Origin of the sequence: Mycolicibacterium madagascariense (assembly GCF_010729665.1) — a bacterium.
Lineage (GTDB): Bacteria > Actinomycetota > Actinomycetes > Mycobacteriales > Mycobacteriaceae > Mycobacterium > Mycobacterium madagascariense.
The window spans coordinates 4458632-4479624 of record NZ_AP022610.1 but is presented as its reverse complement, the minus strand read 5'-3'; the positions used below and the strand labels follow the sequence as shown (position 1 = coordinate 4479624).

Here is a 20993-nt window from a genome sequence, read left to right as displayed (position 1 = left end):
GCCGGGTTGGCGACATTTTTGCGTCTGTTCGCGGTGAGAAAGCTAGAACACGTTCTAGTCTTGCCCGCATGGGATTTCTCAAGCCCGAACTACCGGTCGTCGACTTCGCAGAATGGAGCAGGGGCACGCGCGCCGAGCGCATCCGACCGCTGACGCGTCACTGGGCCGAGGTGGGGTTCGGCACCCCGGTCGTGCTGCACCTGTTCTACGTCGTCAAGATCCTGCTCTACGTCCTGGGCGGCATGCTGTTCGCGCTCACCACCACCGGGATCGACGGGTTCACCCACGTCACCAGCTGGTATGCCGAACCGATCGTCTTCGAGAAGGTCGTGCTCTACACGATGCTGTTCGAGGTCGTCGGGCTCGGCTGCGGCTTCGGCCCGCTCAACAACCGCTTCTTCCCCCCGATGGGCTCGATCCTGTACTGGCTGCGGCCCGGCACCATCCGTCTGCCGCCGTGGCCTGATCGCGTCCCGCTGACCCGCGGTGACGGGCGCACGCCGGTGGACGTGGCGCTCTACGGCGCGCTCCTGGTGATGCTGCTGGTCGCCCTCCTGTCGGATGGCACCGGTCCCGCCCCCGCCGTCGGCGTGCTGCCGACGTGGCAGATCGCGACCATCCTCGGCCTGCTCGCGGTAGCCGGACTGCGGGACAAGGTGATCTTCCTGGCGGCCCGCGGCGAGGTGTACGCGTCGTTCACGGTGGCGTTCCTCTTCGGTGGGGTCGAGACGATCCTCGCCGCGAAGCTGGTGTGCCTGGTGATCTGGATGGGGGCGGCCACCTCCAAGCTCAACAAGCACTTCCCGTTCGTCATCTCCACGATGATGTCCAACAGCCCGCTGGTCCGCACGAAGGCGTTCAAGCGCGCGTTCTTCGAGCACTTCCCGGACGATCTGCGGCCGGGCCGGGTGTCGCGCGTCGTCGCGCACTTCAGCACTGCGGTCGAGGGTTTGGTGCCGCTGGTGCTGTTCTTCACCCACGGCGGCTGGCCGACGATCATCGCGGCGACGGTCATGCTGATCTTCCACTTCGGCATCCTGTCCGCGATCCCGATGGGCGTGCCGTTGGAGTGGAACGTCTTCATGATGTTCAGCGTGCTGGCGTTGTTCATCGGGCATGCGGGTGTCGGCCTTGGCGACCTCACCAGCCCGTGGCCCGTCGTGCTCGTCGTCGTCCTCGCGGGCACCGTCGCGACCGGAAACCTGTTCCCGCGCAAGGTGTCCTTCCTGCCCGGCATGCGCTACTACGCGGGCAACTGGGACACCACGCAGTGGTGCATGAAACCCTCCGCAGAGGCCAAGATCACCAAGGGTCTGGTGGCGATTGCGAGCATGCCGCAGTCACAGGTCGAGCGGATCTACGGCAGCCCGGAGCAGGCACTGGTGATGCTGCACTCGGGCTACGCGTTCCGCGCGATGAACACCCATGGCCGTGCGCTGTTCACGCTGGTGCACCGCGCGATAGCCGACGGCGTCGAGGCCGACTACGTCGTCACCGAGGGAGAACGCTTGTGCAGCACCGCGATTGGCTGGAACTTCGGTGACGGGCACATGCACGACGAGCAGTTGATCGCCGCCATGCAGAAGCGGTGTCACTTCGAACCGGGCGAGGTCAGGGTGGTGCTGCTCGACGCCCAGCCGATCCACCGGCAGCGCCAGGAGTACCGCCTGGTGGACGCCGCGACCGGTGAGTTCGAGCGCGGCTACGTGAACGTGGCCGACATGGTGACGCGCCAGCCGTGGGCCGACGACGTGCCCGTGCACGTCACGTGGTCGGCGGCCGACGCGTCTACTGCATGACGTCGCGGACCTTGACCGTCTCCATGCCCGCGAGCAGCAGGTCGCGGGCGGTGTCGAGGTGCTTGCGCCAGTGGGCTTCCGCCCCCGCGCCGTCGCCCGCGCGCAGCAGCTTCATGAGCCGCCGGTAGGACCGGATCAGCGTGTCGTACTCCGCCTTGGTGACCTGGCGGTGCTCGGCGATCGCGAATGCCGTGTGCCGCACCGTGATCTCGTGCAGCATGCCGGCGATGATGGTCAGCGTCGCATTGCCCGACATCTCGACGATGCGGCGGTGGAATTCCCCCGTCGTCTCGGCCAGCCGGCCGGCCTCCCAGCCGGCGGGCACGTCCTCGGCCAGCATCCGCTCCAACTCGTCGAGCTGTTCGGCGGTGGCCGTCTCGGCGAGCACGCGCACGGCGATCGGTTCCACGCCCGAACGCGCGACCAGGACGTCGGCGATCGTCGCGCCGGACAGTTCGAGCAGCAGCCCCGCGGGCCGCGCCACGATCTCCGGACCCGGCACGCGCACCCGCGCGCCCGTCCGCGATCCGCGGCGCACCTCCACGAGCCGTTCGGACTCCAGTACCCGCACCGCCTCGCGCAGCGTCGGCCGACTGACCCCGAAGTGGGCCATCAACTCGGCCTCGTTCGGCAGGAAGTCGCCCTCCTTGAGCTGGCCGTCGACGACCATCCGCCGTAGGGTTCCCGCGACGAGCTCGGCCGTCTTGGGGGAGCGGATGGTCGTGCCGTTGCCCCGTCGCGCGACGGCGTCCGGCCCCATCATGGGTGCCAGCGGCGTGTTGCGGGTCAACGTGGCTCCTGCGGTGGTGGGTCTGGTTGTCATACTCAGTAAACCATGTGGACCTCAGGCCGCCCGCCCTACCAACCAGTAGGTTGACCTAGTAAACCTTCTGATCTACCTTCGGTGGTACCCCGTTAGCTCACCTCGAAGGAGAAGTCCATGGCTGAAGCCGTCATCGTAGAGGCGGTTCGCTCGCCCGTCGGCAAGCGCAACGGCGGCCTGTCCGGAGTTCATCCCGGCGACCTGTCGGCGCAGGTCCTCAACGGCCTGGTCGAGCGAGCGGGCATCGACCCGGAACTGGTCGACGACGTCATCTGGGGCTGCGTGATGCAGGCCGGTGAGCAGGCCCTCGACATCGCGCGCACGGCCGTGCTGGCCGCGGGCTGGCCGGAGAGCGTGCCCGGCGTGACGGTCGACCGCCAGTGCGGGTCCAGCCAGCAGTCGGTGCACTTCGCCGCGGCCGGCGTGGTGGCCGGTCACTACGACGTCGTCGTCGCCGGCGGCGTGGAGTCGATGTCGCGCACCCCGATGGGCGCCTCGCTGGCCAACGGCGGCCACCCCTACCCCGAGGCGTTCCGCGCCCGCTACAGCCAGACCCCCAACCAGGGCACCGGCGCCGAGATGATCGCCGAGCAGTGGGGCTTCGATCGCACCGCGCTCGACCAGTTCTCGCTGGGCTCGCACGAAAAGGCCGCCGCCGCACAGGATTCCGGTGCCTTCGACGATCAGATCGTCGCGATCAAGGATCAGGACGGCAACCACGTCCTGAAGGACGAGGGCATCCGCCGCGGTGGCACGGTCGAGAAGATGGCCACCATCAAGCCGGCGTTCAAGGAGGACGGCGTCATCCACGCCGGCAATGCCTCGCAGATCTCGGACGGCTCGGCCGCACTGCTGTTCATGTCCGCGGAGAAGGCGAAGTCCTTGGGGCTCAAGCCCATTGCGAAGGTGCACACCGCCGTGCTGGCCGGGTCCGATCCCGTCATCATGCTCACCGCACCCATCCCGGCGACGCAGAAGGCGCTCAAGCGCTCGGGCCTGTCGCTGGACGAGATCGGCGTCTTCGAGGTCAACGAGGCCTTCGCCCCGGTGCCGCTGGCGTGGCTCAAGGACATCGGCGCCGACGAGAAGAAGCTGAACCCCAACGGGGGCGCGATCGCCCTCGGCCATCCGCTCGGTGGCTCCGGTGCCCGCATCATGACCACGATGCTGTACCACATGCGGGACAAGGGAATTCAGTACGGTCTGCAGACCATGTGCGAGGGCGGCGGGCAGGCCAACGCCACCATCCTCGAACTCCTGTGACGGCGGACGTCACCGCCCCCGGCGCTCTCACCGAGCGCCGGGGCAACGTCCTGCTCATCACGCTGAACCGGCCGGAGGCACGCAACGCCGTCAACGCCGCGGTGAGCACGGCGCTCGGCGATGCCCTGCACGAGGCCCAGCACGATCCGGAGGTGCGGGCCGTCGTCGTCACCGGAGCCGGTCAATCCTTCTGCGCGGGAGCCGACTTGAAGGCGATCTCGCGACGGGAGAACATCTACCACCCCGAGCACGCCGAGTGGGGGTTCGCCGGGTACGTGCAGCACGTCATCGACAAGCCCACCATCGCCGCCGTCAACGGCACCGCGCTGGGCGGTGGCACCGAACTGGCGTTGGCGAGCGACCTGGTCGTCGCCGAAGAGCGCACGACGTTCGGTCTGCCCGAGGTCAAGCGCGGTCTGATTGCCGCGGCCGGCGGCGTGTTCCGCATCGTCGACCAGCTGCCGCGCAAGGTCGCCATGGAGCTGATCTTCACCGGTGAGCCCATGTCGGCCGCCGACGCGCTCAGGTGGGGTCTGGTCAATCAGGTGGTGCCCGACGGCACGGTGGTCGACGCCGCACTCGCTCTGGCACAACGCATCACGGTCAACGCGCCGCTGGCCGTATGGGCCAGCAAGCGGGTGGCCGCCGGCATCGACGACGGTGTCGTCACCGGTGACGAGGCCGGGTGGACGAGGACCATGCGCGAGATGGGCGCAGTGTTGCGCTCGGCGGACGCGAAGGAAGGACCGCGGGCCTTCGCCGAGAAGCGTGAGCCCGTCTGGCAGGCAAGGTAGGAGTGACGTGAAGAGAGTCGTCTTCGACGAAGAGCACGAGTCGCTGCGCGAGAGCGCGCGTCAGTTCATCGAACGCGAGCTGGCGCCGAACGCCGAGAAGTGGGAGGCCGATCGCCTCGTCGACCGGTCGGCGTTCCTGGCGGCGGGCAAGTACGGGCTGATCGGGTTCAACATGCCCGAGGAGTACGGCGGCGGCGGGTCCGACGACTTCCGGTTCAACGCCGTCATCGCCGAGGAGTTGGCCCGCTACGGCGGGCCCGCCCCGTCGCTGAGTCTCCAAAACGACGTCGTGGGGCCATATTTCAAGCATCTGGCCAACGAGGAGCAGCTGCAGCGCTGGATGCCGGGGATCGCCAGCGGTGACCTCATCCTCGCCGTCGCGATGACCGAACCCGGTGCGGGCAGCGACCTCGCCGGCATCAAGACCTCGGCGGTCCGCGACGGTGACGACTGGATCGTCAACGGCTCCAAGACGTTCATCTCCTCGGGACTCAACAGCGATCTCGTCGTCGTGGTCTGCCGCACCGACCCCGACGCCGGCCACCGCGGCTTCACGCTGCTGGTCGTCGAACGCGACATGCCGGGCTTCACCCGCGGCCGCAAGCTCGACAAGATGGGCCTGCACGCACAGGACACCGCCGAACTGCACTTCGAGGACGTCCGCGTGCCCGCGGCCAACGTGCTCGGCAAGGAGGGCCGCGGCTTCTACCACCTGATGGAGAACCTGCCGTCGGAGCGGCTGTCCATCGCGATCTCGGCCCTCGCCGGCGCCCGCGAAACATGGCGTCAGACACTGCAATACGCCAAGGACCGCAAGGCGTTCGGCCAGTCGATCGGCAGCTTCCAGCACAACCGCTTCCTGCTCGCCGAGATGGACACCGAACTCGACATCGGCGAGCAGTACATCGATCGCTGCCTGCAGGCCGTCGTCGACGACGAGCTGACCGCGGTCGAGGCCGCCAAGGCCAAGTGGTGGTGCACCGAAACGGCCAAGAAGGTCATCGACGGCTGCGTCCAACTGCACGGCGGATACGGCTACATGATGGAATACCGCGTCGCGCGTGACTACGTGGACACCCGCATCCAGACCATCTTCGGTGGCACGACCGAGATCATGAAGGACATCATCGGCCGCGATCTGGGCCTCTGACAGACGAATTCGGCGCGCCTACCGCCCGTGATGGGTGGTAAGCGCGCCGAAATCGGTCGTAGCGCTAGCTGGCCGGCGTGGGAGAGGTGGTCGTGACCGCCGGGGTGGCCGGGCTACCGGTGTTGCTGAACGACGTCTGCGGCGTGATCGGCGCGGGTGGCGAGTTCGGGTCGAGCACCGTGTCGATGATGTAGATCCTGGCGTTGGCCGCCTGGATGCCGCCGCAGATCACCTTGGCGGTGTCGTTGACCTTGATGTCGCCGTCCTTGCCCGTGACCTTGATGTCGGCGCCCTGCTGGGTGGGGCGCTGGCCGGCGACGTCGCCGGGGCCGAGCAGGCCGAGGAACACGTGGTAGTAGTCGAGCTTCGTCAGCGCGGCCGGGTCGCTCTTCAGCGCGCTGAGCTCGCTCGGATCGAGCTTGGCGAACGCGTCGTTGTTGGGGGCGAAGATGACGTAGGGGCCGTTCTCGAGCACCGGCACGATGTTGACGGCCGGGTTCAGTCCACCGTTGATGGCGGAGGTGAACGTGCTCAGCGACGGGATCTTGGCCAGCGCCTGGCCGACGGGCAGCGTGTCGAGGGTCGCCAGCGTGCTGCCGGTCGTCGCCAGTTCGCTGCGCACCGGATCGCAGTTGCCCTGCGGGTCTGGTGGCGGCTTGACGTCGACGGTGGTCGTGGCTGGCGGGTCCGCCTGTGCGGTGATCGCCAGCGGCAACGACACGGCGATCGCGGCGATCGCGGCGGTAACTCCTATGGCTCGGCTGGTGCGAGTCTTCACTTTTCGGCTCCTCAACGGTTCTGATCGCGACGCTTCGAGCCCGACTCTCGTGGCGACGCCCCAGGCAGCGTAAAGGCTGTGCTCGTGAAACGGCAAAGTCGGGCTCGAGCGCTAGGCGTCGCCAAGCGGTGCTGACCTGCGCTTTCCGCACCCTCAGGCGCAGTGGCACACCGCCCCGCGGCCAGGCGGCACGCTGAGCCGTCACCGCCCCGGCGGTCCCGCAGCCATCCGGCGCCCGGGGAGTGGCGCGTCTCACGGGCCACACTGGGGGCGCCGCACCACCTCCCACCTGCGGCGGAACGCCGACGCGCCGCCGGCGGCCCCAACCGGGCGGGTGACTAGCTATCGAATGGCCCCGGCGTGGGTAAGTCCCTACGGTGAAACCCATGCGCACACTCGTCACGGGTGCGACCGGATACGTCGGGTCGCGCCTGGTCTCCGCTCTACTCGCGGCGGGACACCAGGTGACGGTGGCCAGCCGCAACCCCGAGCGTCTCGGTGACTTCGGCTGGATCGACGACGTGACCCCGGTGCTGTTCGACGCCGCCGATCCCGAGTCGGTGTCGAGCGCGCTCACCGTCGCGGGACCCGTCGACGTCATCTACTACCTGGTGCACGGCATCGGCCAGCCGGGCTTCCGCGATGCGGACAACGCCGCCGCGGCGAACGTGGCGCAGGCCGCCAAGGCGGCCGGCGTCGCGCGCATCGTCTACCTCGGCGGCTTCGTTCCCGACGCCGACCAGCTGTCCGAGCACCTGGCCGGCCGGGCGGAGGTCGCCGAGGCGCTCACCATCGACGGCGGTCCCGACGTGGTGTGGCTGGGTGCGGCCATCATCATCGGCGCCGGGTCGACGTCGTTCGAGCTGTTGCGCTACGTCGGGGACCGTTTCCTGCTGATTCCGATGCCGCCGTGGGCGCAGAACCCACTCGATCCGATCTCCATCAGCGACGTCCTCTACTACCTGATCGCCGCCGCCGACGCCGAGCGCGTGCCGCCGGGCCAGTACGACATCAGGGGCCCGGAGCGCACGACCTACGGCGACCTGTTGCTCACCTACGCGCGACTGTCGGGCAAGTGGCGTCAGGGGGTGCCGGCACCCGACGTCGACATGTGGCTGGTGTCGCGTGTTGCGGCGCTCTTCGTGCCGGTGCCCAGCGGTTTGACGACCGATCTCGTCGAATCGCTGGATTATCCGATGACGGCGTCGAGCCACGGGCTGAGCGAGCTGATTCCCGACCCGCCGGGCGGCCTGGTCGGCAACGAGGATGCCATTCGCCTGTCGCTCTCGGGTCGCAAGCAACTGCCGGTGGACCGGTTGGCCGACCCGCATCACCTCGCCGACACCGACCCCGACTGGGCGGGCGGTGACGTCCTGCGGCTGCGCAAGCTCGTCGCGATGGTGACGCCGCCGCAGACCCATGCGGCGCTGGGACTGCTCGGCGCGGTGCCGGGACCGGTCGCCGGCTGGTGGCGCGCCGGGTTGGACACGTTGATCGGGCTGGCCCCGAGGGGAGCATCGTGACCGGATTGCTGGGGGAGATCGGCGCCATCGTCGGCAAATCGCCCGTGCACTACGACGAGGCGCCGACGCTGGTGCGTCGTCGCCGCGTCGTGGTCGTCGTCGTCCTGCTGCTCGGGGCGACGTTGCTGGGAATCTCGCTGACCCGCGAGCCGGGCAGCACGTCGTTCTACCTGCTGACGGCGGCCCTCGCCGCGGTGTGGGCCATCGGCGCCCGCCTGTCCGGGCCCCTGCACATCGGGCACGTCACGTTCCGCGGTCGCAGGCGCCGCCCGGTCATCACGGGCACCGTAATCGGCGTGCTCCTCGGGGGCGTGTTCATCGTCGGCGGCTTGCTGGCGCGTCAGATCGGCCCGGTGCGCGACTACATCGTGCAGGTGCTGGAGTACGCGAATCAGGGTGCGCTGTGGCTCATCGTGCTGATCACGGTCGTCAACGGGCTCGCCGAGGAGATGTTCTTCCGCGGCGCGCTTTTCTCGGCGCTGGGCAGGTACCACCCCGAGATCGTGTCGACGATCATCTATGCGATCGCGGTGTCGGCCGCGGGCAACCCGATGCTCGGATTCGCCGGCATGATCCTCGGTGCGGTGTGCGCGTACGAGCGGCGCATCACCGGCGGTGTGCTGGCGCCCATGCTGACCCACTTCTTCTGGGGTCTGGTCATGGTGCTCGCCCTGCCGCCGATGTTCGGCGTCTGACGTCGAGTGAGCGGCCACGGTCGCCGCGGGCACGGAAAACGACTGTCAGTGCTCGCTCGACGCGCGGGGCGAGCCTCACTCGTCGGTGAACGTCGCCTGCCGTCGCTGCTGGAACGCCCTGGTGCCCTCGCGGAAGTCGTGTGACTCCAGCAGGGACAGCTGCCCCTGCGTCTCGCGCGCGAGCGCACCCTCGAGTTCGGTCAGCGTCGCCTCGTTGATCGCCTGCTTGGTCCTGCGCAGTGCCGCAGCGGGTCCCGACCGCAGGGTCTCGATGACGGCGTTCGCCTCGGCCTCGAGGTCGTCGGCGGGGAACACCGCGCTCACCAGTCCGGCGACGAGCGCGTCGGCGGCCGACAACCGCTCGGCGAGCAGTGCCATCTTCATCGCCCTGGTGCGTCCGACCGAGGCCGCGACCAACGCCGTCGCGCCGCCGTCGGGCATGAGCCCGATCTTGGTGAACGCCAACAGGAAATAGGCCTTCTCCGACGCCAGTACGACGTCGGCGGCGATCGCCAACGACACCCCGACGCCCGCGGCCGGACCCTGCACGACCGACACCACCGGCTTGGGTAGCGCCACGATCGACCGCACTGCCCGGTTCGCGGCGGTCAGGGTGTCCTCGGTCGCGTTCGGGTTGGCGTGGTCGGCTTCGCTGATGCCGGCCCCCGAGCTGAAGCCCCGGCCCGCCCCGTCGAGGCGGACGACCCGGACGGCCGGATTGGTGGCGGCGCTCTCGAGGGCGGTGCTGATGCCGTCGAGCATCGGGGCGGTCAGCGAGTTGAGGCTGTCGGGGCGGTTCAGCGTCACGCGGAGCACGCCGTCGCCGAGCCGGACGGTGAGATCGTCGGTGTCGAGCTGGGTCTCGCTGTCGGTCATGGCCGCCTCGGGTTTGGGCGAGCCGAGGCCCGCGAATCATCGACTTGGTTATACAAGTAAGCTTTGTCGGCGGTCAACTGGGACGAACGTGGAGGACGGGCAACGATGGCTGGACCACTGCAGGGATTGAGGGTCGTCGAGCTGGCAGGCATCGGTCCCGGGCCGCATGCCGCCATGATCCTCGGCGACCTCGGCGCCGACGTCGTCCGCATCGAACGGCCCGGCAAGGGCGGCTCGCGGGATGCGATGCTGCGCAACCGTCGCCTGGTGTCGGCCGACCTCAAGAGCGACGAGGGGCGCGAGCTCGTGCTGGGGTTGATCGCGAAGGCCGACGTCCTCATCGAGGGCTACCGGCCCGGGGTCACCGAACGGCTCGGCCTCGGACCCGAGGATTGCGCAAAGGTCAACGAACGCCTCGTCTATGCGCGGATGACGGGCTGGGGCCAGACCGGGCCGCGGGCGCAGCAGGCCGGGCACGACATCAACTACATCTCGCTCAACGGCGTGCTGCACGCCGTCGGGCGCCAAGGCCAGAAGCCCGTGCCTCCGCTGAACCTCGCCGGCGACTTCGGCGGCGGATCGATGTTCCTGATCGTCGGCATCCTCTCCGCACTGTGGGAGCGGCAGACGTCGGGCCGGGGGCAGGTCGTCGACGCCGCGATGGTCGACGGATCCAGCGTGCTGATCCAGATGATGTGGAGCTTCCGCGCGACCGGCATGTGGACCGACGAGCGGGGAACCAACATGCTCGACACCGGCGCTCCGTACTACGACACCTATGAGACCGCCGACGGGAAGTACGTCGCGGTCGGTGCGATCGAGCCGCAGTTCTACGCCCAGCTGCTCGACGGGCTCGGCCTGGACCCCGCGACCCTGCCCGGTCAGCACGACGCGAGCCGCGCGGAGGAGCTGCGCGCGATCTTCACCGAGGCCTTCGCCGCCCACGATCGCGATCACTGGGCCAAGGTGTTCAACGGCACCGACGCCTGCGTCACGCCCGTGCTGAGCTTCGGCGAGGTCGAGACCGAACCGCACATCACCGAGCGGGGCACCTTCTACGAGGACGTCACCGGTAGCGGTGCGCATCTGCAACCCGCTCCCGCGCCGCGGTTCTCGCGCAGCGTGCCCCCGACGCCGACGCCGCCGGGCGAGCCGCTCGCCGATCCCGGGGCGGTGCTCCGCGACTGGGCGTGAGCCCACATCAGCCGGTCGGCCGGCGCAGGGCCGGTCACCAGAGAGGAATGATCAGTGCAGATCCAAGATGCCGTGGCAGTGGTCACCGGCGGCGCGTCGGGGTTGGGCCTGGCCACCACCAAGCGACTGCTGGACGCCGGTGCGAGCGTGGTCGTCATCGACCTCAAGGGTGAGGAAGCCGTCGCCGCGCTGGGGGAGCGGGCCAGGTTCGTCGAGGCGAACGTCACCGACGAGGCAGCCGTCACCAAGGCGCTCGACGTCGCGGAATCCCTTGGGCCCGTTCGCATCAACGTCAACTGCGCGGGCATCGGCAATGCCATCAAGACCCTCGGCAAGGACGGTGCGTTCCCGCTCGAGCAGTTCCGCAAGGTCGTCGAGGTCAACCTGATCGGCACGTTCAACGTGCTGCGGTTGACCGCCGAGCGGATCGCCAAGACCGATCCCGTCGGGCCCGAATCCAGCCCCGAGCGCGGCGTCATCGTCAATACGGCGTCGGTGGCCGCATTCGACGGGCAGATCGGGCAGGCCGCGTACTCGGCGTCGAAGGGCGGCGTGGTGGGCATGACGCTGCCGATCGCACGTGACTTGTCGCGCAATCTGATTCGCGTGGTGACCATCGCGCCGGGTCTGTTCAAGACGCCGCTGCTGGGCTCGCTGCCCGAGGAGGCGCAGCGCTCGCTGGGGCAGCAGGTGCCGCACCCGGCCCGCCTCGGCGATCCCGACGAGTACGGCGCGCTCGCCGTGCACATCGTCGAGAACCCGATGCTCAACGGTGAAGTGATTCGGTTGGACGGCGCGATCCGGATGGCACCCCGATGAGCCTGACGACGAAGTTCACCGAGGTCTTCGGGGTCGAGCACCCCATCGCCCAGGGCGGCATGCAGTGGGTCGGTCGCGCGGAACTCGTTGCGGCCGTTGCCAATGCGGGTGGGCTGGGCTTCATCACCGCGCTGACGCAGCCGACCCCCGCCGACCTGGCCCGCGAGATCGCCAAGACCCGCGAGCTGACGGACAAGCCGTTCGGGGTCAACCTGACCATCCTGCCGTCGATCAACCCGCCGCCGTACGACGAGTACCGCCGGGTCATCGTCGAGGAGGGCATCACGATCGTCGAGACCGCGGGCGCCAACCCCGCGCCGCACCTGCCGATGTTCCACGACCACGGCATCAAGGTGCTGCACAAGTGCACGTCGGTCCGACATGCGGTCAAGGCGCAGAGCCTCGGCGTCGACGGCATCAGCATCGACGGGTTCGAGTGCGCCGGTCACCCCGGTGAGGACGACGTACCGGGGTTGGTGTTGATCCCGGCCGCGGCCAAGCAGATCGAGATCCCGATGATCGCCTCGGGTGGCTTCGCCGACGCGCGGGGGCTGGTGGCGGCGCTCGCACTCGGCGCCGACGGCATCAACATGGGCACGCGGTTCATGTGCACGGTCGAATCCTGCATTCACCAGAACGTCAAGGACGCGATCGTGGCGGGTGACGAGCGGGGCACCGAACTGATCTTCCGCAGCCTGCGCAACACGTCGCGGGTGGCGAGCAACGTCGTCTCGCGCGAAGTGGTCGACATCCTCAACAGGGGCGGTCAGTTCGAGGACATCAGCGATCTGGTGGCGGGGGTTCGCGGGCGCCGGGTCTTCGACGAGGGCGACCTCGACGCGGGGATCTGGACGGTCGGCACGGTCATGGGACTGATCGACGACGTCCCGACGTGCGCGGAATTGATCTCTCGAATCACGAGCGAGGCGGAGCAACTCATCAGCGGACGCCTCGGCGGCATGGTCACACCGTCGGAATCCGCAGCCGTATCCGCCTAGGTACTACGCGGTACTGCTGGTCATGCTGTCGGGCCGCACGCATCACGCGTGCGTGCGGTCAGACGGCTTGAGCGAGCTCGGGGAACTGCTCGGAGCAATCACCCTCGACCAGCAAGTCCCCGTGGTACAGGGCTTCGAAATCAACCTTGATGACATCTGCACTGGTGTCGTCGATCCACATGTACTGAACAGTAACCACGGGTCTTAAGAGATCTTTGAGTCGCCTTTCGCAAAACCCTGGCAATTATTACCTGCCAGTAGGGTCTAGCCGGGCGGCGTGCCGAGGTGCAGTGGGTTGGTGCCGTTGAGCAGCACCCACGTGGCGACGGCGGCGGCGACGCCGACCAGCACCGACGTGATCGTGACCGCGGCGGGCCACCGGGGTCGGTCGAACACCCGCGCGTCGACGGAGTAGCTGCCGGCGCCGGTGAGGAGCAGTGCGGCCGCGGCAAACGCCAGGTGGAACGGGACGTTGAAGGGCTCCGACCAGAACGCCCTACCCGACACCGTGACCGCCCAGGCGTCGAGCATCGCCGCGAGGATGCCGCAGGCCGCCAACGGGGTGAGCAGGCCCAGCAGGACGGCGGCGCCGCCCGCGATCTCGGTGGCCGTGATGAGGTATGCGGCGAAGGTCGGCGTCTGCCATCCGCCGCTCGCCATGAACTGCGTCGTCGCCGCGAATTGGACGGCCTTGGTCAGCCCGGCCTGCAGCACCGTCGCGGCCACGGCGACGCGCAGGACGAGCAGACCCAGGTCGGGCAGTGACGTCGATGCGCGTGCAGTCCGGCGTCGGAAACCCGAAGTCATGGAGACACCCTAGGCGGTGGCCAAGACGCGTTGACGCCGCTGACTTATCGCTGCTAAGTTACCGCCGCTCACTTGGGGGAGGATTCGACATGCTGCACCGGATCGCGCTACTCGCCATGGCCATGCCCCGCCGCATCCTGGCCGTCGCTGCTCTGCTGCTGGTGGCCGCGGCGGTGTTCGGCGTCCCGGTCGCCAAGAGTCTGTCGGCGGGCGGTTTCCAGGACCCCGGGTCGGAGTCCGCCCGCTCGGCGCGGCTGCTGACCGAGAAGTTCGGGCAGGGCGACATGCAGATGCTGGTCACCATCAGCTCACCGCGCGGCGCCACCAGCCCGGACGCCTCCTCCGTCGCCAAGGACGTCGTCACCCGGCTTGCGCATGCGCCCCACATCGACGACGTCACGTCGGCCTGGACGTCACCCGCGTCGGCGTCGGCGGCGCTGATCAGTAGGGACGGCACCACCGGCCTCATCGTCGCCGGCGTCACCGGCGGGGAGAACGACGCGCAGAAGTACGCGCAAGCGCTGTCGGAGGAGATCCTCCGGGACCACCCCGCAACCCCGGACGGCGTCGTCGTTCGCACCGGCGGCATGGCCATGGTCTACGCCCAGATCAACGCGCAGAGCCAGCACGATCTGCTCCTCATGGAGTCCATCGCCATCCCGCTGAGCTTCGTGGTGCTGGTGTGGGTGTTCGGCGGTCTGGTTGCGGCAGCCCTGCCCATGGTGGTCGGCGGGCTCGCCATCGTCGGAGCGATGTCGGTGCTGCGCATCATCACCTTCAGCACCGACGTGTCGATCTTCGCGCTCAACCTGTCCACCGCACTGGGGCTGGCGCTGGCCATCGACTACACGCTGCTCATCATCAGCCGCTACCGCGACGAGCTCGCCGATGGCGTGCCGCGCGATCGGGCGCTCGTCCGCACGATGACCACGGCGGGGCGCACCGTGCTGTTCTCCGCCACGACCGTCGCACTGTCGATGGCGGTCATGCTGCTGTTCCCCATGTACTTCCTGAAGTCGTTCGCCTACGCGGGCGTCGCGACGGTCGCCTTCGCCGCCGCGGCCGCGGTCATCGTGACGCCCGCGGCGATCTGGCTCCTCGCCGACCGGCTCGACGGGCTGGACGTCAGACGGCTGCTGCGTCGCCTCTTTCGACGGGCCGAGCCCGCGGGCAAGCCCGTCGACCGGGTCTTCTGGTACCGGTCGACGAAAGCCGTCATGCGACATGCCATTCCGGTCGGCCTTGCGGTGGTGGTGCTCCTGCTCGTCCTTGGTGCCCCGTTCCTCGGGGTGAAGTGGGGCTTTCCCGACGACCGGGTGCTGCCGAGCACGGCCTCGGCGCATCAGGTGGGCGACGAACTGCGCCAGGACTTCGCCGGCGATTCCTCGACCGCGGTCACGGTCGTCGTGCCCGACGCCACCGGCCTGTCGCCGGACGCGCTGGGGCGTTACGCAGCCGACCTGTCGAAGGTGCCCGACGTGACGTCCGTGTCGGCGCCCACGGGAACGTTCGTCGGGGGGCGTCCGGTCGGGCCGCCGTCGGCCGCGACGGGCGTGGCGGACGGCAGCGCCTTCCTGACGGTCGCGAGCGCCGCTCCGCTGTTCTCCCAGGCGTCCGACACGCAGCTGGCCCGTCTGCACGACGTGGCGGGTCCGGGTGGTCGCGCCATCGAGCTGACCGGCGTCGCGCAGAACAACCGCGACAGCGTCGATGCCATCACCAGCCGACTGCCCCTCGTGCTGGGCCTGATCGCGGTGATCGCGTTCGTCCTGCTGTACCTGCTCACCGGCAGCGTGGTGCTTCCCCTCAAGGCCGTCGTGCTGAACGTCCTGTCGCTGACTGCGGCCTTCGGCGCGCTGGTGTGGATCTTCCAGGACGGCCACCTCGGCGCGCTGGGCACCACGCCGACCGGAACGTTGGTCGCCAACATGCCGGTTCTATTGTTCTGCATCGCGTTTGGCCTCGCGATGGACTACGAGGTGTTCCTCGTCGCCCGCGTGCGCGAGTACTGGCTCAGTCTCGGGGAGCAAGGGAACGGATCGGCCCGATCCCGCAACGACGAGGCCGTCGCGCTCGGTCTGGCGCGCACCGGCCGGGTGATTACGGCTGCGGCGCTGGTGATGTCGATATCATTCGCGGCGTTGATCGCCGCACAGGTCTCGTTCATGCGAATGTTCGGCGTCGGCCTCACGCTGGCGGTGCTGGTGGACGCTACGCTGGTGCGCATGGTCCTGGTGCCGTCGGTGATGCACGTCCTCGGCGGCTGGAACTGGTGGGCCCCTGCGCCGCTCGTTCGGCTGCACGCGCGGATCGGCATCAGTGAATCGCCCACGACCGACGAGCCTGCGCTGGCCCCGAGCGACGGACGATGACGTGACGGTCGAGCCCATGAAGCGGCGCCGTGCCGCACGCGGGTGCGGGGACCACTTGCGCGACGAGATTCTGGACGCCACAACGGATCTGCTGCTGACGACCGGGCACGCCAAGGCGGTCTCGATTCGTGCGGTGGCCCAACGCGTCGGCGTTACCCCGCCGTCGATCTACCTGCACTTCGCCGACAAGGACGCGCTGCTGGATGCGGTGTGCGCCAGGTACTTCGAGGCGCTCGACGCGGTGATGCAGCAGATGGTGCGCGATCAGCCGACGACGATGGACCGGCTGCGGGCGCAAGGCTTGGCCTACATACGGTTCGCGCGGCAGAACCCGGAGCTGTACCGCATCGCGACGATGGGGGAGGGCAGGCCGGGCAGCGACATCGAGAAGACCTTGAACACATCGGCATTCGTCCACCTCCAGAGCACGGTCGAGACGCTGATGGCCGAAGCCGTCTACCCGCCGGGGGATGCCACGGCGGTGGCGTTGGAACTGTGGACCGTCGCGCACGGCATCGCGGCGTTCGTCGTGTCACGGCCCTACCTCCCGTTCGGGGACGTGGAAGACTTTGCCGACCGGGTGATGCGGTCGGCCTGCTGCGGGCAGATCATCACCGGCGCGATTCCGCTCGACCTGCCCCCGCAGCAGGTGGTCGAGCTGATCACCGGGAGGTCCACCGATGGCTGAGGTCGACAACCCGTTCTTCGCTCGACTGTGGTCGCGGATGGCGACCCGTGAACCCGAGGCCGTGCTCCGGCTGCGTCGGGAGAACCTGGCGGGGTTGTCCGGGCGGGTGCTCGAGGTGGGGGCGGGCACCGGCACGAACTTCGCGTTCTATCCGTCGATGGTCACCGAGGTGGTAGCGCTCGAGCCCGAACGGCGGCTTGCGACCATTGCCCGGGAGTCCGCCGGCGCGGCGGCCGTACCGGTCCGGGTGACCACCGAGACCGCGGAGGATCATCGGGTCGACGAGCCGTTCGACGCCGTCGTGTGCTCGCTGGTGCTGTGCTCGATCGATGACCCCGATTCGGTTCTGCGCCAACTGTTCTCGACGCTGCGGCCCGGTGGTGAGCTCCGGTACCTCGAGCACGTCGCCAGTGGCGGGGTGCGGGCATCGATTCAGCGATTCGCCGACGCGACGGTGTGGCCGCGGCTGCTCGGCAACTGTCATACCCACCGCGACACCGAACGTTCGATCAGCAACGCAGGCTTCGAGATTCGAGAGTCGCGGCGCGAATTCATGATGCCCGCCTGGGTGCCGCTGCCGGTCTCGGAGACCGCGATCGGGCGGGCGGTCAGACCGGCCTGACGTCCGAATGCCGCGCCCCGGCTTCATGTTTTGGGGGCGATGGCCGCCCAGAAGAAGGCGGAAGGAGACGCACTTTGTTCTGAGGCATCGGGGGCCGTGAGGTCGACATTGCTATTCAACATGTTTCACCCGATGTTCCACGTTCTAGGAACCGTTGCGAGTCTCGGCAACGAACCAGTTGCAAAGATTGAACACTGTCATGCACGTCTTGGGTCGCTCGTCGAGGTTGCCGGCGCTTGCGCAGCCGTCCGCATTTCCGTCACGATCAATGCTGGAAATAACACGATCCTGCGTCGAGCGCCTGTCCGATGCGTAGTCCTGTTCGAGTCGTCACGCTTTGTTGACGGCGCGTAAACCTGTCCTGCAACGGTTTCCATGAGACGTCGCTGCCTTGGTCCCGCGACGTTGCGGGGACCAAGGCAGCCATGTTAGGCGGCGTCCCCGCCAGAGGACTTCTCCGGCGCGCTTTCGGAGTCGCTGGTGCCCTTGGTCTTAATGGGGTCATCCGACGTCGCGGACTCGTCCATCTTGGCCGGTGTCTCGCCGCCCTGAGCTTTCCCGTCCGCGCCAGACGCCTTGGTGCTGCCAGACGGCTTGTCGTCTGTCTGCGGCGCGGTCTCGGTGGAGATCGATGCATGCGAATCGCCGGATGCGGCGCCCGGATCTTGGGCGTCAGGGAGACGCTGGCTCACAATGGTTCGCGGGTCACCAGGGGTATCCCGTCGGGCGAGGCGCTCCGGACTCGGGTGGCTCGAACTGTCCGAGGGATCCGTGATTTTCAACGGATCCTCGGATTCGGTACCCGCCGAGGGTACGTCGCCGGCAGGCAGTTTCTCACGTACAAGAGTCTCTTGCGTATAGGCTTGAGCTTTGCTGTCGACAGCCGTGGCCTGCGGGGCGGGGGCTTGCAACCCCTGTGGAGTTTCCTCGGCCTTCGCCAAGTTCTTCTTGGCAGCCTCCACCCTTAGACTAGCTTCCCATGTGAGCTCGTGCGCCTTATAGTATTTCGCGATTGCCTCCTTCAACTCGGGGTTAGTGAAGTCTTCGCGCGCTGCCTTTCTCGCGAGCTGGTACACCTGATATGAGGCGTACTCTGCGTTCTGCAACCTTTCCAAGTCGGCGGACTCCCGTGCCAGATCTTCCTTCGCCTTCTCCACCGAAACGGCGTCGGCTTTGGACTTTGCGGCGGCGTCTTGGTCGGCTTTGGACTTGGCGGCGTCGGCGTCGGTCTTGGCCTTGGCGGCGGCGTCTTGGTCGGCTTTGAATTTGGCGGCGTCCTCGTCGAGTTTCTTCTTCGCCGCCTCCAAATCGGCTTTCTGCTTGGCCAGGTCGTCGTCGGCCTGTTTCTTGCTGGCGGCGGCGTCGGCATCGGCCTTGGACTTGGCGGCGTCGGCGTCCGTCTTGGCCTTGGCCGCGGCGTCCTGGTCGGCCTTGAGTTTGGCGGCGTCCTCGTCGAGCTTCTTCTTGGCCGCCTCCAAATCGGCTTTCTGCTTGGCCAGGTCGTCGTCCGCCTGCTTCTTGCTGGCGTCGGCATCGGCCTTGGACTTGGCGGCGTCGGCGTCCGTCTTGGCCTTGGCCGCGGCGTCCTGGTCGGCCTTGAGTTTGGCGGCGTCCTCGTCGAGCTTCTTCTGGGCGGCGTCGAGGTCGGACTTCTGCTTGTCGAGTTCGGCTTTCTGCTTTGCCAGGTCGTCGTTGGTCTGTTTGTTGCCCTTGGCGGCGTCGGCGTCGATTTTTGCCTTGGCGGCGGCGTCTTGGTCGGCCTTGAGTTTGGCGGCGTCCTCGTCGAGTTTGTTCTTCGCCGCGTCGAGGTCGGCCTTCTGCTTGGCCAGGTCGTCGTCGGCCTGCTTCTTGGCTGCCGCGGCCTCGGCGTCGGCCTTGGACTTGGCGGCGTCGGCGTCTGTTTTTGCCTTGGCGGCGGCGTCTTGGTCGGCTTTGAGTTTGGCGGCGTCTTCGTCGAGTTTCTTCTTGGCCGCGTCGAGGTCGGACTTTTGCTTGTCGAGGTCGGCTTTTTGCTTGGTCAGGTCGTCGTCGGTCTGTTTCTTGGTGGCAGCGTCCTCGGTCTGTTTCTTGGTCGCGGCGGCGTCTTGGTCGGCCTTGAGTTTGGCGGCGTCCTCGTCGAGCTTCTTCTTGGCCGCGTCGAGGTCGGACTTTTGCTTGTCGAGGTCGGCTTTCTGCTTGGCCAGGTCGTCGTCGGCCTGCTTCTTGCTGGCGGCGGCGTCGGCGTCGGCTTTGGACTTGGCGGCGTCGGCGTCTGTTTTTGCCTTGGCGGCGGCGTCTTGGTCGGCCTTGAGTTTGGCGGCGTCCTCGTCGAGCTTCTTCTTCGCGGCGTCGAGGTCGGCTTTCTGCTTGGCCAGGTCGTCGTCGGCCTGCTTCTTGCTGGCGGCGGCGTCTTGGTCGGCTTTGGACTTGGCGGCGTCGGCGTCGGTCTTGGCCTTGGCGGCGGCGTCTTGGTCGGCCTTGAGTTTGGCGGCGTCCTCGTCGAGCTTCTTCTTCGCCGCGTCGAGGTCGGACTTTTGCTTGTCGAGGTCGGCTTTCTGCTTGGCCAGGTCGTCATCGGCCTGCTTCTTGCTGGCCGCGGCGTCGGCATCGGCCTTGGACTTGGCGGCGTCGGCGTCGGCCTTCGCCTTGGCCGCGGCGTCCTGGTCGGCCTTGAGTTTGGCCGCGTCCTCGTCGAGCTTCTTCTTCGCCGCGTCGAGGTCGGCCTTCTGCTTGGCCAAATCGTCGTCGGCCTGCTTCTTGGCTGCCGCGGCCTCCGCGTCGGCCTTGGACCTGGCGGCGTCGGCGTCGGCTCTTTCCTTGTTGGCGGCGTCGGCGTCGGCCTTGAGTCGGGCGGCGTCGTCGACCAGTTTCTTCTTGGCCGCGTCCAGTTCGGCCTTCTGCTTGGCCAACTCGTCAGCGGTCAGCTTCTTACCCGCGGCGGCGGCGGCGTCGCGGTCGGCCTGGAGTGTGGCGGCGTCGGCGTCGAGCTTCTTCTTCGCCGCGTCCAGATCGGACTTCTGCTTGTCCAGTTCGGTCTGGCGTTTGGCCAGCTCGTCATCGAGCGCCTTCTTCGCCGCAGCGTCCTGATTGGGGTTCTTGGCCGCCGCGTCCTGGTCGGCCTTGAGCTTGGCGGCGTCGGCGTCGAGCTTCTTCTGCGCGGCGTCCAGATCGGACTTGCGCTGGTCCAGTTCGGTCTGGCGCTTGGCCAGTTCCTCATCGAGCTTCTTCTTGGCCGCCGCATCGCCGGTGGTGGGGTGCGCGCCGGGCAGCAAGCCGGCGAACGCATCGCGGACCGCCCTGACGAAATCGCCGATGGGATCCTGACCGCGGCCCTTGCCGGAGGACCCGGACGAGAACGCCAGGCTCAACGGGTAATGCGCGGTCGCCGTGGCCGTGCGACCCAGCCCGATCGCCACGCTGAACGGCGCGCTCTTGCACCCGGTTCCCAACGTCAACCCCGAGATCGACAGGCACGATGCCTGGGCCTGGGCGGCCTGACCCACCGCGCCGGAGAGCAGTACCCCCGAGGTCAGCGTTCCCGCCACCAACGCCTGAGTCCGCTTGACGGTCTTGCTCGCACCACGATGCTTGGCCACGATTCTCCTTCTCCACTACGACGCACGCGCACACCCGTGCACAGTCCGGCGGAAAGCTAACAGTTTGGGAGAAGTAGGCCTGCTGGCAAACGATCAGGGCGGCAGTTGTATTCGACTTCCGAACTAGCGCGAACGAGCGAATGTTGCTGGGGCGGGTAGTAGCTACGAACCCATCAGCTTTCGCAGCAGTGCGTTTCGGAAAGCATCAAAACCACTC

The 20993-nt window shown here is 67.9% G+C and carries 18 protein-coding genes; 12 read left to right on the top strand and 6 right to left on the bottom strand.

Features of this window, described 5'->3' with window-relative positions; all coding sequences use genetic code 11:
- Positions 1–68: 68 nt before the first annotated feature.
- Complete coding sequence (locus tag G6N60_RS21055) at positions 69–1799, top strand: DUF3556 domain-containing protein (RefSeq protein ID WP_163740907.1); 1731 nt, start codon at positions 69–71, stop codon at positions 1797–1799.
- On the opposite strand, the gene G6N60_RS21050 is transcribed toward G6N60_RS21055, so the two are convergent.
- Entirely contained in the window at positions 1789–2589 is an 801-nt protein-coding gene (locus tag G6N60_RS21050) for a FadR/GntR family transcriptional regulator (RefSeq protein ID WP_163744301.1), read from the bottom strand. The two genes, G6N60_RS21055 and G6N60_RS21050, sit on opposite strands and share 11 nt — an antisense overlap.
- A gap of 150 nt (positions 2590–2739) precedes the next feature.
- Here G6N60_RS21050 and G6N60_RS21045 point away from each other — a divergent pair, with 150 nt between their 5' ends.
- From G6N60_RS21045 to G6N60_RS21035, 3 genes are read left to right on the top strand one after another with little or no spacing between them, the layout of a single operon-like run.
- A complete protein-coding gene (locus G6N60_RS21045; protein ID WP_163740905.1) occupies positions 2740–3885 on the top strand; it encodes a thiolase family protein in 1146 nt (381 codons plus the stop codon).
- A complete protein-coding gene (locus G6N60_RS21040) occupies positions 3882–4679 on the top strand; it encodes a crotonase/enoyl-CoA hydratase family protein (RefSeq protein WP_163740903.1) in 798 nt (265 codons plus the stop codon). The genes G6N60_RS21045 and G6N60_RS21040 overlap by 4 nt, the downstream gene beginning before the upstream one ends.
- Before the next feature lie 7 nt (positions 4680–4686).
- Complete coding sequence (locus tag G6N60_RS21035; RefSeq protein WP_163740900.1) at positions 4687–5829, top strand: acyl-CoA dehydrogenase family protein; 1143 nt, start codon at positions 4687–4689, stop codon at positions 5827–5829.
- 64 nt (positions 5830–5893) lie between these two features.
- On the opposite strand, the gene G6N60_RS21030 is transcribed toward G6N60_RS21035, so the two are convergent.
- A complete protein-coding gene (locus G6N60_RS21030) occupies positions 5894–6607 on the bottom strand; it encodes a fasciclin domain-containing protein (RefSeq protein ID WP_163740898.1) in 714 nt (237 codons plus the stop codon).
- A 377-nt stretch (positions 6608–6984) separates the two neighbouring features.
- Here G6N60_RS21030 and G6N60_RS21025 point away from each other — a divergent pair, with 377 nt between their 5' ends.
- A complete protein-coding gene (locus tag G6N60_RS21025) occupies positions 6985–8130 on the top strand; it encodes an NAD(P)H-binding protein (RefSeq protein WP_163740897.1) in 1146 nt (381 codons plus the stop codon).
- Complete coding sequence (locus G6N60_RS21020; RefSeq protein ID WP_163744299.1) at positions 8124–8825, top strand: CPBP family intramembrane glutamic endopeptidase; 702 nt, start codon at positions 8124–8126, stop codon at positions 8823–8825. The genes G6N60_RS21025 and G6N60_RS21020 overlap by 7 nt, the downstream gene beginning before the upstream one ends.
- Before the next feature lie 75 nt (positions 8826–8900).
- Here G6N60_RS21020 and G6N60_RS21015 read toward each other — a convergent pair whose 3' ends face one another.
- The gene (locus G6N60_RS21015) at positions 8901–9701 is read right to left on the bottom strand and encodes an enoyl-CoA hydratase (RefSeq protein ID WP_163740894.1); all 801 of its coding nucleotides are present in this window, start codon (positions 9699–9701) and stop codon (positions 8901–8903) included.
- Positions 9702–9806: 105 nt separating this feature from the next.
- Here G6N60_RS21015 and G6N60_RS21010 point away from each other — a divergent pair, with 105 nt between their 5' ends.
- From G6N60_RS21010 to G6N60_RS21000, 3 genes are read left to right on the top strand one after another with little or no spacing between them, the layout of a single operon-like run.
- Positions 9807–10895: a CaiB/BaiF CoA transferase family protein gene (locus G6N60_RS21010; RefSeq protein ID WP_163740892.1), complete on the top strand. Its 1089-nt coding sequence runs from the start codon at positions 9807–9809 to the stop codon at positions 10893–10895.
- A 54-nt stretch (positions 10896–10949) separates the two neighbouring features.
- Entirely contained in the window at positions 10950–11714 is a 765-nt protein-coding gene (locus tag G6N60_RS21005; RefSeq protein WP_163740890.1) for a 3-hydroxyacyl-CoA dehydrogenase, read from the top strand.
- Complete coding sequence (locus G6N60_RS21000; RefSeq protein ID WP_163740888.1) at positions 11711–12712, top strand: NAD(P)H-dependent flavin oxidoreductase; 1002 nt, start codon at positions 11711–11713, stop codon at positions 12710–12712. The genes G6N60_RS21005 and G6N60_RS21000 overlap by 4 nt, the downstream gene beginning before the upstream one ends.
- 58 nt (positions 12713–12770) lie before the next feature.
- On the opposite strand, the gene G6N60_RS28945 is transcribed toward G6N60_RS21000, so the two are convergent.
- A complete protein-coding gene (locus G6N60_RS28945) occupies positions 12771–12893 on the bottom strand; it encodes a hypothetical protein (protein WP_263992487.1) in 123 nt (40 codons plus the stop codon).
- An 83-nt stretch (positions 12894–12976) separates the two neighbouring features.
- On the bottom strand, positions 12977–13519 hold the full coding sequence (locus tag G6N60_RS20995) for a DoxX family protein (RefSeq protein ID WP_163740885.1): 543 nt from the start codon (positions 13517–13519) through the stop codon (positions 12977–12979).
- A gap of 89 nt (positions 13520–13608) precedes the next feature.
- Here G6N60_RS20995 and G6N60_RS20990 point away from each other — a divergent pair, with 89 nt between their 5' ends.
- Genes G6N60_RS20990 through G6N60_RS20980 form a run of 3 tightly spaced genes read left to right on the top strand, consistent with a single transcriptional unit; the run spans position 13609 to position 17201 of the window.
- On the top strand, positions 13609–15891 hold the full coding sequence (locus tag G6N60_RS20990) for an MMPL family transporter (RefSeq protein WP_163740883.1): 2283 nt from the start codon (positions 13609–13611) through the stop codon (positions 15889–15891).
- A 16-nt stretch (positions 15892–15907) separates the two neighbouring features.
- Positions 15908–16579 carry a TetR/AcrR family transcriptional regulator gene (locus G6N60_RS20985; RefSeq protein WP_163744296.1) on the top strand — a complete coding sequence of 224 codons (672 nt, stop codon included), beginning with the start codon at positions 15908–15910 and terminating at the stop codon, positions 16577–16579.
- Positions 16572–17201 (top strand): class I SAM-dependent methyltransferase, encoded by a 630-nt coding sequence (locus G6N60_RS20980; RefSeq protein ID WP_163740880.1) that lies wholly within the window; start codon positions 16572–16574, stop codon positions 17199–17201. Before G6N60_RS20985 ends, G6N60_RS20980 begins: the two co-directional genes overlap by 8 nt.
- Before the next feature lie 428 nt (positions 17202–17629).
- Here G6N60_RS20980 and G6N60_RS20975 read toward each other — a convergent pair whose 3' ends face one another.
- Complete coding sequence (locus tag G6N60_RS20975; RefSeq protein ID WP_163740877.1) at positions 17630–20776, bottom strand: hypothetical protein; 3147 nt, start codon at positions 20774–20776, stop codon at positions 17630–17632.
- Positions 20777–20993: the final 217 nt, after the last annotated feature.

Excerpts from the sequence above, each read along its gene's own strand:
- G6N60_RS20980 (WP_163740880.1), top strand. The coding sequence starts at position 16,572 with ATGGCTGAGGTCGACAACCCGTTCTTCGCTCGACTGTGGTCGCGGATG.
- G6N60_RS20995 (WP_163740885.1), bottom strand. The coding sequence starts at position 13,519 with ATGACTTCGGGTTTCCGACGCCGGACTGCACGCGCATCGACGTCACTG.
- G6N60_RS20990 (WP_163740883.1), top strand. The coding sequence starts at position 13,609 with ATGCTGCACCGGATCGCGCTACTCGCCATGGCCATGCCCCGCCGCATC.
- G6N60_RS21010 (WP_163740892.1), top strand. The coding sequence starts at position 9,807 with ATGGCTGGACCACTGCAGGGATTGAGGGTCGTCGAGCTGGCAGGCATC.
- G6N60_RS21045 (WP_163740905.1), top strand. The coding sequence starts at position 2,740 with ATGGCTGAAGCCGTCATCGTAGAGGCGGTTCGCTCGCCCGTCGGCAAG.
- G6N60_RS21000 (WP_163740888.1), top strand. The coding sequence starts at position 11,711 with ATGAGCCTGACGACGAAGTTCACCGAGGTCTTCGGGGTCGAGCACCCC.
- G6N60_RS21055 (WP_163740907.1), top strand. The coding sequence starts at position 69 with ATGGGATTTCTCAAGCCCGAACTACCGGTCGTCGACTTCGCAGAATGG.
- G6N60_RS28945 (WP_263992487.1), bottom strand. The coding sequence starts at position 12,893 with ATGTGGATCGACGACACCAGTGCAGATGTCATCAAGGTTGATTTCGAA.
- G6N60_RS21015 (WP_163740894.1), bottom strand. The coding sequence starts at position 9,701 with ATGACCGACAGCGAGACCCAGCTCGACACCGACGATCTCACCGTCCGG.
- G6N60_RS20985 (WP_163744296.1), top strand. The coding sequence starts at position 15,908 with ATGAAGCGGCGCCGTGCCGCACGCGGGTGCGGGGACCACTTGCGCGAC.